This window comes from Microtetraspora niveoalba, assembly GCF_001570405.1.
Lineage (GTDB): Bacteria > Actinomycetota > Actinomycetes > Streptosporangiales > Streptosporangiaceae > Microtetraspora > Microtetraspora niveoalba.
Genome location: NZ_BBYM01000053.1, coordinates 34,918 through 45,110, shown reverse-complemented (window position 1 = coordinate 45,110; position 10,193 = coordinate 34,918). Strand labels below are relative to the sequence as shown.

At 70.2% G+C, this 10,193-nt stretch carries 7 protein-coding genes; 4 read left to right on the top strand and 3 right to left on the bottom strand.

Annotated elements, in window-relative coordinates:
• The 3 genes from AWQ70_RS39605 to AWQ70_RS35330 all read right to left on the bottom strand — a co-directional run.
• Window positions 1-954: DUF222 domain-containing protein (locus tag AWQ70_RS39605; RefSeq protein ID WP_157530847.1), on the bottom strand; the 954-nt coding region annotated here is incomplete at its 3' end.
• Window positions 955-1,589: 635 nt separating this feature from the next.
• Window positions 1,590-3,626: an alpha/beta fold hydrolase gene (locus AWQ70_RS35335; protein ID WP_169808793.1), complete on the bottom strand. Its 2,037-nt coding sequence runs from the start codon at window positions 3,624-3,626 to the stop codon at window positions 1,590-1,592.
• Between the two features lie 423 nt (window positions 3,627-4,049).
• The gene (locus AWQ70_RS35330; RefSeq protein WP_067186240.1) at window positions 4,050-5,066 is read right to left on the bottom strand and encodes a LacI family DNA-binding transcriptional regulator; all 1,017 of its coding nucleotides are present in this window, start codon (window positions 5,064-5,066) and stop codon (window positions 4,050-4,052) included.
• 214 nt (window positions 5,067-5,280) lie between these two features.
• Between AWQ70_RS35330 and AWQ70_RS35325 the strand changes: the two genes are divergently transcribed.
• The 4 genes from AWQ70_RS35325 to AWQ70_RS35310 all read left to right on the top strand — a co-directional run bounded on the left by AWQ70_RS35325 (window position 5,281) and on the right by AWQ70_RS35310 (window position 9,976).
• Window positions 5,281-6,543: an extracellular solute-binding protein gene (locus tag AWQ70_RS35325; protein WP_218004772.1), complete on the top strand. Its 1,263-nt coding sequence runs from the start codon at window positions 5,281-5,283 to the stop codon at window positions 6,541-6,543.
• Window positions 6,544-6,796: 253 nt separating this feature from the next.
• The gene (locus tag AWQ70_RS35320; RefSeq protein ID WP_245647306.1) at window positions 6,797-7,687 is read left to right on the top strand and encodes a carbohydrate ABC transporter permease; all 891 of its coding nucleotides are present in this window, start codon (window positions 6,797-6,799) and stop codon (window positions 7,685-7,687) included.
• Window positions 7,684-8,538 (top strand): carbohydrate ABC transporter permease, encoded by an 855-nt coding sequence (locus AWQ70_RS35315; protein ID WP_067186233.1) that lies wholly within the window; start codon window positions 7,684-7,686, stop codon window positions 8,536-8,538. The genes AWQ70_RS35320 and AWQ70_RS35315 overlap by 4 nt, the downstream gene beginning before the upstream one ends.
• Window positions 8,539-8,605: 67 nt before the next feature.
• Entirely contained in the window at window positions 8,606-9,976 is a 1,371-nt protein-coding gene (locus tag AWQ70_RS35310) for a glycoside hydrolase family 5 protein (protein ID WP_067186232.1), read from the top strand.
• Window positions 9,977-10,193: the final 217 nt, after the last annotated feature.

Sequence of the window (10,193 nt, the reverse complement as noted above, 5' to 3'; positions counted from 1 at the left end):
GAACTCCCCCTCCAACCCACCCGTGGCGCTCTCCCGCACCAGCACGAACCGCTCCCGATAGTCAGCCTCAGCGTCATCGGCCTCCCCATCCGGATTCAACACCGCATGCAGATACCGCCCCGCCCGCGCGATCTCCGCCGGAGTCGCCTGATCCGCCAACGCCACCAGGATCGGCTCGGCCAACGCCGCCTGCGCATCATCCAACCGGGCCGTAGCCGCACAGATCGCCGTCACATACCCCTCGGCCAGACTCCCCCGCGCAAACCGCGCCCGCACCGTAGGCAGACGAGCCAACTCCACCGCAAGCGCCAGCACCCGCCCCGCACCCGCAACACTCATCCCCGCCGCCGAACGCAGCCACGACCGGGTCGAGGCATGACCGTGTCCCTTGGCCTCCCCGGCCGCGTGCACCCGGCCCACCCGCACCGCGATCGCCGAGGTCAGCCGATCCCGCGCGTACAGCAGGTCCTCCGCCTCGGCCAGACACACCCCCGCCTCCTCCGGTACCACGGCTACCGCGAGCGCGGAGGCGGCCTGCCGCACCTGAGCGACCAACGGCCACGACACCCCACCAGCGCCTACGGAAGCGTCACCACCAGTGGAGGTGTGGTCGGGGGTTGCCCGATCGGCGGAAGTGTCAGGGCCGGTGGAAGTGTCACGGCCGGCGGCTGGCTGACCTTCGCCCACGCCTGGCTGACTTTCACCCACGCCCGGCGACGTGTCATCGGCAGATTCTGTCCGGCCTGCTTCGGGCGCATCGCCGGAAACCGCATCCGGGACGCCATGGGGAAAGATGTCGAAGGCGCGGTCGGAGTCAAGGGCGGAACTGCCGTCAGATTTCCAGGTTTTCGCCTTTGAGGCGATTTGCTCCCACCAGTCGGAATCGCATGGTCCTGGATGGGGAGGGCGCTCGCCCGGTGCGAAGAACTCGAAGGATCCGAAGAATTTCGGCATTTCACCCAGCCCCCTTCCTGGCCTCTCTGCCTATTCGAATGCGCATACGAATAATGCCATAGTCGAAGGTGTGTTCGCAACAGAATTGGGGCCTGATCGGCAAATTCTTTCGATATGAAATATCGAGATATGTCCATTTGCTCCCGTAAGGCTTATTTGAAAGCGGTAAATATCCTTCAAGTTCACTCTCGTCCGGAAATGCAAGGGATGCCGTCGCGCCCGTCGCCGTTCCCCGCCCCTGCTCCCCGTACGGCGTGGGGCTCGGAGAGCGGCGTGAGGGTGGGGCCGATGGGGGGGGCCGATATGATCACGGCGGCCTCGTGCCCGCCCGATCCCCAGATCCTCTCAGGGCTGATCTCCGCTGACGAAGGCGCAGCCCCCGGCTCGATGCTGTGAGGTCAGCCCATGCGTACGGCAATGGAGTCCGCCATGACCAAGCGGACCTGCCACAGCTCGTGCTGACGGGGCGGGAGACCTGCTGGTGGGCGGTTCGCGAAGCGCCGACCGCCAACCTCCGGGTTGGAATCCCCGCCTTCAGGCGTGGCGAAGCAGTTGGCGGTTTATGGAACGGGTCCTGGGCTGGAAGCACGGGCCGGGATCGCGAGCGGGCCCGCCCGAGTGGGGCGGGCCCTGCGTCAGCCGATCAACCAGCCGTACAACCAGGTGACGAAGACGAGGCCGGTCATCACGGGGACGATGTCGGCCGAGGCGGCGCGCAGCCGGAAGGCGGCCGCGACCGACAGCACGGTGGAGGCCACCGCGAGCAGGCCGTACCAGACGATCGCCGGAGGAAGGCCGATGGCGAACACGACGTCGTCCGGCACGCCGGTGACGCTCAGCGCGGTCAGGGCCGCGAAGGCGAGCCCGGTCAGGCCGGCCAGCACGCGCGGTACGCCGCCCCGGCGGCGAACCAGCGTGACGAGCCCGGCCACGAACTGCACCGCCGCCGTCAGCACGAAGATCGCGAGCGGGGCGAGCAACGCCGGTGACTGGGAGATCTGGTACGGCGCGGCCGTCAGGTGCAGGTCGCCCGGCCGGACGAGAGCGGCGGCATCCGCCCCAGGGGCGCACGCCGCCCCGGCCGGGTCGGACGTGGCCGATGCCCCAGAACCGGCGGTCCCAGGGCCGGAGACCGTCGAACCGGCAGCTCCCGAACCGGAGCTCCCGGAATCGGTGCCCTCAGCATCGGTGCCAGTGGAACCGGCGCCCGTGCCCTCGGCGCCTGTGCCCTCAGTGCCGGCGTCTCCCGAACCGGCGCCTTCGGTTCCGGTGCTCGCCGAACCGGTGCTCGTGGTGTCGGGGGCCGTGGTGTCGGGGGCCGTCGTGGCGGCGTCGTCCAGGAAGCCGGAGATCGTACGGCGTCCGCACTCGTTCGCCAGGAACACCCCGTGCCCGACTCCCGCGAACTCCGCGAACCGGGCGTTCGGGAAGGCGCTCGCCGCCTTCCGGGCGCTCTCCGGCGGCGTGGTCGGGTCGTACTGCCCGCCGAGGACCAGCGTCGGCGCCGTGACGGCCACCGGCTCGCCTGAGGCGCGGGGCAGGTTCCAGGCGGAGCATACGGCGGCGTCGGCGACACCGGTGAACAGCCGGGGCCCGGCCTGCCCTGAGAAGGCGTTGAACGGCACCTCGTCCTGGCACTGGACCGCGTAGTACAGGCCCCAGTCGTGGGACGTCAGCGCGCCGCCGGCGGCGTCGACGACCGGCTGGAGCAGCTCCCGCCGGCCGTCCGCGAGCGCGTCGACGAGGGCGGGCACGAGCGGGAGGAACTCCGTCTCCCGCATGGCCTCCCCGAGGATCGTCGCAATGTCGTCGCCGGTGAGCCGCACGACGATGCGCTTGCGCGTCACGGGGTCCTCGGTCGTGTACGCGGCGGGGCGGGTGTTGTACCGGGCGAGCAGCTCGTCGAAGCGGTCCGCCGCGCCCAGCTTGGCCAGCGACGCCCGCAGATCGGGAGCCGCCTGGTCGTACCAGGCGACCTCGGCGGGCAGGAACGAGTCGAGCACGACGGCACGGGTGCCCTGCGGGTCCCTGGCGGCGGCCTCCGCCATCGAGCGGGTGGAGTAGCTGACGCCCATGAGGTTCCACCGCTCGTAGCCGAGCGCCGCCCGCAGGTCCACCACGTCGGCGGCGATCTCCTCGGTGCGGTACCCGCGCAGGTCGATCCTCTCGGCCTGGTAGCGGTTCTGGCAGGCCAGCGCGCCCTTGGTGATCGGCCCGGTCTCGTCCGCCGTCGCCTTGGGCGTCTCGAGCGTCTCGACGAGGCCCTGCACCACCTCGGGGCAGGCCAGCGAGGGCTCCGAGTAGCGGCCCCCACGCTGCTCGACGACGACCACGTCACGGTCGGGGAACATGTCCGCGAGGAAGCCGACGAGCCGCAGCGAGGGCGACCCCGGGCCGCCGCTGGTGTACGCGACGGGGTCGGGCCGGCGCTGGGGCGAGGCCGACCGGTGGACGGCGTAGCCCACCCGGATCGTCCTGCTGCCGGGAACGTCCCGGCGCTCGGGGACGAGCAGATAGCCGCAGGTCGTGCCTGCGGGAACCGCGACCGGGCACGGTCGTTCCTCGGTCCCGGCGGCTCTCCCGGCGGCGTACGCCGCCTTCGGGCCGCCGATGAGAACCGTAACGATCGCCGCCATGAGCGCCGTGACGGCCGCTCCACGCCAACCCCGCAACCGTCCGCTCCGTCTCGCCCACCCGGACATATCGCGAGAAACCCTAGCGCGCCGGGCGACCCGTACGGACCTTGAACAGGTCAACGCCCGGCGACGACCGGCGAGCGCGCCCGCTGCGGGAAGCCCCTCGAAGCCCCTCTAAGTCCCTTGAAGCCGGACGAAGCGCCGGACGGGCAGCCGCACGGACCGCCGGACGAAGCGCCGGACTGACAGCCGGACGAAGCGCCGGACTGACAGCCGGGCGGACCGCCGGGGTCCCCTGCCAGTGGAGGCGGGCGGCGCGGTCGGACGGCATGGTCGGGCGCCTCGCGCAGCGGGTCGTGCCGCGGGCAGAGGGCGAGCGCCATCTGCCGGGTGACCCGTCGCTGTTGCCCAGGATCTCCAGGTTGACCCGGAGGAAGGCCGCGCGGTCGGACGGTGTGGTCAGATGACGCGCGGAGGCGCGGTGCTCTCCCGGACCACCAGGTCGGTGGCCAGCTCGACCCGGCGCGGCTCGGGCACCTCGCCCCGTCCGATGGCGAGGACCATCCGGGCGGCGAGCGCGGCCATCTCCTGGAGCGGCTGGCGGACCGTGGTCAGGGGAGGCCACGCCGAGCGGGCGAGCGGGAGGTCGTCGAAGCCGACCACGGACAGATCCTCCGGCACGCGCAGGCCGCGCCGCCTGGCCGCCTCGAAGACGCCGAAGGCCTGCATGTCGCTGCCCGCGAAGATCGCGCTCGGCGGTTCGGGCAGCGACAGCAGCGCGTGCCCCTGGTCCCGTCCGGAGCCGACGAGGAAGTCGCCGTTCCTGATCAGCTCGGGATCGACGTCGAGGCCCGCGGTCTCCAGCCCGGCCCGGTACCCGTCGATGCGGGCCCGGCTGCACAACATGTCCGGGGGGCCGCCGATCATGCCGATCCTGGTGTGGCCGAGTTCGAGCAGGTGCCGGGTCGCGGCCAGCCCGCCGTGCCAGTTCGTGGCGCCCACCGACGTCATGCCGGGGGCGGGCTCGCCGTCCGGGTCCACCACGACGAAGGGGATGGCGCGGGCGTTGAGCTGCCCCTGCTGGCGCGCGGACAGGTGCGATCCGACGATGATCGCCCCGTCGGTGCGGCGGGCGGCGATGCGGTCGATCCAGTCGCGGCCGGGGCCGGAGTGGGTGTGCAGCACGGAGACGACGACGCTCGCCTCCGCCTCGCGGGCCGCGGTCTCGGCGCCGCGGATCAGCTCCATCGCCCACGGGCTCTCGACCTCGGCGAAGACCAGGTCGATGAGGCCGACCGGCCCGTCCCCGTGGCCGGTCCTGCGCTGGTAGCCGTGCTTGTGGAGGAGGCGCTCGACCCGCTGCCTGGTGTCGGACGCGACCTCGGGCCGCCCGTTGATGACCTTGGAGACCGTGGGGACGGAGACACCGGCCTCCTTGGCTATCAGGGCGATCGTCACCCGTCTCTTCGCTGGCATGGCGGACAGCGTAGCCGAAAACTTTCGGATCCGCTCTCCCGCGTATCCACGGGCTATGGGATCGCTCCCACGAACACTATTGACGCGTAACGTGAGGTTTACCTATTCTCCGGGTCACGAAATATTCGGGGGTGCACCTGAAACTTTCACGGGGCTCCGTGCGGGTCCGTAGATAAGGAAGGGAAGCACTGACATGTCGTTGACGCGACGAGGTGTGGTCTTGCTCGCGACGGCCGCGCTCGTCCTGGCCGGCTGTTCGAGCCAGGGCGGCGACGGGACGTCCGACAAGGCGGCGTCCGAGAAGGTCACCGTCGAGTGGTGGAACATCGGCACCACCGAGCCGTTGAAGTCTCTTTTCGCCGAGCAGGCCAAGGCGTACGAGGCCGCTCATCCGAATGTCACCATCAAGAACCTCCCGATCGAGAACGAGGCGTTCAAGGCCAAGATCGCGACAGCCACCCAGTCGGGGAAGGCGCCCGACATCTACGCGACCTGGGGCGGGGGCGTCCTCCGGCAGCAGATCGACGCCGGGCTGGTGAAGGACATCTCGGGCGACGTCGCGTCCTGGATCGGCAACTTCACCCCGGCGTCCCTGCAGGCGTACCAGTTCGACGGCAAGACGTACGCGATCCCGAACGACATCGGCATGGTCGGCTTCTGGTACAACAAGGCGCTCTTCGCCAAGGCGGGCATCGACCAGCCGCCGGCGACGTGGAGCGAGTTCCTCGACGACGTGAAGAAACTCAAGGCCGCGGGCATCACCCCCATCGCCCTCGCCGGCAAGGAGAAGTGGCCGGGGCACTACTACTGGGCCTACCTCGCCATGCGCATCGCCGGGCTCGACGCGCTCAGGCAGGCGGGCGTGGACCACGACTTCACCAAGCCGGAGTTCGTGTCGGCGGGTGAGCACCTCAAGCAGCTCGTCGATCTCCAGCCGTTCCAGAAGGGCTTCCTCGGCGCGGGCTACTCGACCCCGGACGGCCAGGCGGCGACCGTGGGCAACGCCAAGGCCGCGATGGAGCTGATGGGCCAGTGGGGGCCGTCCGTCCAGGCCGAGGCGGGCAAGGGCCTCGGCGACGACCTGGGCTTCTTCCCCTTCCCCGCCGTCGAGGGGGGCAAGGGCTCGGCGGCCGACGCCTTCGGAGGGGGCGGCGGTTTCGCCGTGGGCGCGGACGCCCCGGCCGAGGCGATCGACTTCCTGAAATACCTCCACGACGCCGCCCAGCACCGCAAGGTCGTGGAGTCCGGCGCGATCCTGCCCGTGCTCAAGGGGGAGGAGGACGCGGTCAAGGACCCGAACCTCGCGGTCGTGGCCAAGGCGCTGGCCTCCGCGAGCGGCTTCCAGCTCTACCTCGACCAGGCGTACCCGCCCGCCGTCGGTCAGGAGGTCAACGACAGCGTGGCGGCGCTCATCGCGGGCTCCAAGAGCCCCGAGCAGGTCGCGCAGGCCATCACCGAGACGGCGAAGTCCGAATAGGTCCGGACGGCGACGCGGGCCGGGCGCACGATCCCGCCCGGCCCGCGCGCCCGGCCCAGGAACCCGGGCCAAGAACCCGGGGCAAGAACCCGGCCCAGGAACCCGGCACGGACTCACGAGACGACGGACGGAGCGAAGCGAAGTGACACCCCCGGCCCTCACGGGTGAGCGATCGGAGAGGCACGCGGCACACCCCCGTACGCCACGGGCGCAGGCGCCGCCCGAGGCCCGCCGCCGGCGGTTCCGGGGCCTGGTGACGATCACCCTGTTCCTGCTCCCGGCGCTGGTGCTGTTCGGCCTGCTGGTCCTGGTGCCGATCGCGGTCGCCGGCTACACCAGCCTGTTCAAGTGGAACGGCCTCGGCGGCCTGCCCACGGAGTTCATCGGGCTGGACAACTTCACCCGGATGTTCGGGGACGAGGTCTTCCTCGGCGACCTGTGGCGGGGCCTGGTCCTGATCGTCCTGTCGATCGCGATCCAGCTCCCGCTCGCGCTCGGCATCGCGATGCTGCTCAACCAGAGGATGCGCGGCCGGGCGGTCTACCGGATGTTGTTCTTCGCCCCGTACATGTTGTCCGAGGTGATCACCGGCGTCCTGTTCACCATGATCCTCTCGCCGGACCAGGGGCTGGCGAACCAGATCCTCGGCGCCCTCGGCCTGGAGGCGCTGGAGTCGGAGTGGCTCGGCGACCCGTCCACCGTCCTGATGTCGGTGTTCATCGTCATGACCTGGAAGTACTTCGGCTTCCACATGATCCTCTACCTCGCCGGCCGGCAGGGCATCCCGCAGGAGCTCGGCGAGGCCGCCTCGATCGACGGGGCGACCGCGTGGGAGCAGTTCCGCTACATCACCCTGCCGCTGCTCGGCCCGACGATCCGCATCAGCGTCTTCCTCTCGGTCATCGGCGCGATCCAGCTCTTCGACCTGGTGTGGGTCCTGACCGCCGGAGGACCCGTCCACTCCTCCGAGACCATGGCCGTCACGATGTTCCAGTTCGGCTTCAAGCGGTCCCAGGTCGGATACGGCACCGCGATCAGCGTCGTGATGTTCCTGATCAGCCTGGTCTTCGCGCTGGGCTACCAGCGCTACGTCATGCGCCGCGACACAGAAGGAGCCATCACCACCATGCGGGACCAGCGATGAGCGTCCACCGCACCCAGGCCCGGAGACAGGGCGCCCTCCTGCGGTCCGTCTCCCTCCAGACCCTCGTCGCGGTGCTCGGCGCGTTCGTCGTCGTGCCGCTGCTCTTCGCGCTCGTGGGCGGGTTCAAGGACACGTCCCAGCTCTCCACCAACCCGTTCGGCCTGCCGTCCCCGTGGGTTCCGGAGAACTACACGGACGTGCTCGCGTCGGGCTCGTTCTGGCGGCAGATCCTCAACAGCGTCTTCATCGCGCTGGCCACGACGCTCGTCGTGGTGGGCCTGGCGGCCATGGCGGCCTTCGTGTTCGCCCGGTTCGCGTTCCGCGGCCGGGAGGCGCTGTACACGCTGTTCACGGTCGGGCTGATGTTCCCGTTCACGGTGGCGATCCTGCCGCTGTTCGTGCTGGTGCGGGCCATCGGCCTGCTGGACAACCCGCTCGGGGTGATCCTGCCGCAGGCCGCCTTCGGGCTGCCGATGACGATCATCATCCTGCGCTCCTTCTTCCGTACGATCCCGAGGGAGGTCGAGGAGGCGGCGACCATCGACGGATGCTCCGCCTTCGGCTTCTTCTGGCGGATCCTGCTGCCGATGGCCCGGCCGGCGCTGGCCACGGTGTCCGTGCTCGCGATCGTCGCGAGCTGGAACAACTTCTTCCTGCCACTGGTGATCTTCACCGACCCCAACTGGTGGACCGTCCCGCTCGGGGTCCAGCAGTTCTCCGGCCAGTACGCATCCGAAACCGCCAAGGTCCTCGCGTACATCGTGCTCGCGATGGTGCCGGCACTGGCCTTCTACAGCGTCGCCGAACGGCAGCTCATCGGCGGTCTGACCGCGGGAGCCACGAAGGGATGACCTCCCGCGTTCGGCCGAACACGATGACCGCCGGGCCGCGGCCCGGCACGTACGAGAAGGAGTTGTGATGACCCTGCGTGTGTCCGGATCCCGCCTCGTCACCGCCGACGGCACCCCCGTGCGGCTGCGCGGAGTGGGCCTCGGGGGCTGGATGAACATGGAGAACTTCATCACCGGCTACCCGGCCAACGAGTCGTCGATGCGGGCCGCCGTGCGCGAGGTGCTGGGGGAGGAGCGCTACGAGCTGTTCTTCGACCGGCTGCTGACCGCGTTCTTCGGCCCGGCCGACGCCGACCTGCTCGCGGATCTCGGGATCAACTGCGTGCGCATCCCGGTCAACTACCGGCACTTCGAGTCCGACGACCGCCCGATGGAGATCATCGAACGCGGTTTCCACCATCTGGACCGGGTCGTCGGCCTGCTCGGCGACCGGGGCATCTACTCCGTGATCGACATGCACGCCCTCCCCGGCGCGCAGAACCAGCACTGGCACTCCGACAACCCCACGCACGTCGCCTCCTTCTGGCTGCACCGGCACTTCCAGGACCGGGCGGTCAACATGTGGGAGGCGATCGCCGACCGGTACCGGGACAACCCCTGGGTCGCGGGCTACAACCCCGTCAACGAGCCCGGCGACGTCGAGGGGCGCGTGGTCGGGCCGTTCTACGACCGCCTGGTCAAGGCGCTGCGCGCGGTGGACCCCGCGCACGTGCTGTTCCTCGACGGCAACCGCTACTCCACCGACTTCTCGATCTTCCGCGAGGTGTACGAGAACACGGTGTTCGTCTGCCACGACTACGCGCTGGCCGGGTTCGCGCACGGCGGGCCGTACCCCGGCTACACGCGCGGCGAGTGGTGCGACCGCGCCGAGCTGGAGGAGACCTTCGAGCGGCGGACCGCCTTCCAGCGGGAGACGGGGACGCCGGTCTGGGTCGGCGAGTTCGGCCCCGTCTACACGGGAGACCCGGAGGTCGACGCGCAGCGGTACCAGATCCTGCGCGACCAACTGGAGATCTACGACGCGCACGACGCGGGATGGTCGTTGTGGACGTACAAGGACGTCGGCCTCCAGGGCCTCGTCCACGCCGCGGGGGCGTACATGCGCAGGTTCGGGCCGTTCATCGCCAAGAAGAACCGGCTCGGCGCCGACCGGTGGGGATCGACCATGGAGGAGTCGGCGGCCGACCTCGCGTCGCTGCACCTCCTGATGGAGCGGGAGTTCCCGGCCTGGGACCCGTTCCCGTGGGGCGCCCGCTACCAGATCGACGACCTCGTGCGCCACATCCTCGTCGCCCAGGCCCTGCTTCCGGAGTACGCGGAGCTGTTCCGGGGCCTGTCCGACGACGAGCTCGTGGCCCTCGCCGACTCGTTCGCGCTCGACCGGTGCGTACGGCGCGAGCCGCTGATCGAGCTCCTCGCCGCCAACCTGTCCCGCTAGCCGGCGGTCTCCCGACCCCGGAAGCCGCGGGGCACGCGTCCGGGGTCGTTCGACCGGCCACCGGAACGGCCGTACCCGGCGGATCAGATCAATTCCGGGATACCGCGGTGAACTTCACAGAGCGGCATGTTCCAATTGGAAACGGCCGGGTCTCGTCTTCCGCAGCGTGCGGGGCCCGGCCGCCTTCCTCCTCGGCGCGGCTCGCCCGCCCTCCGAC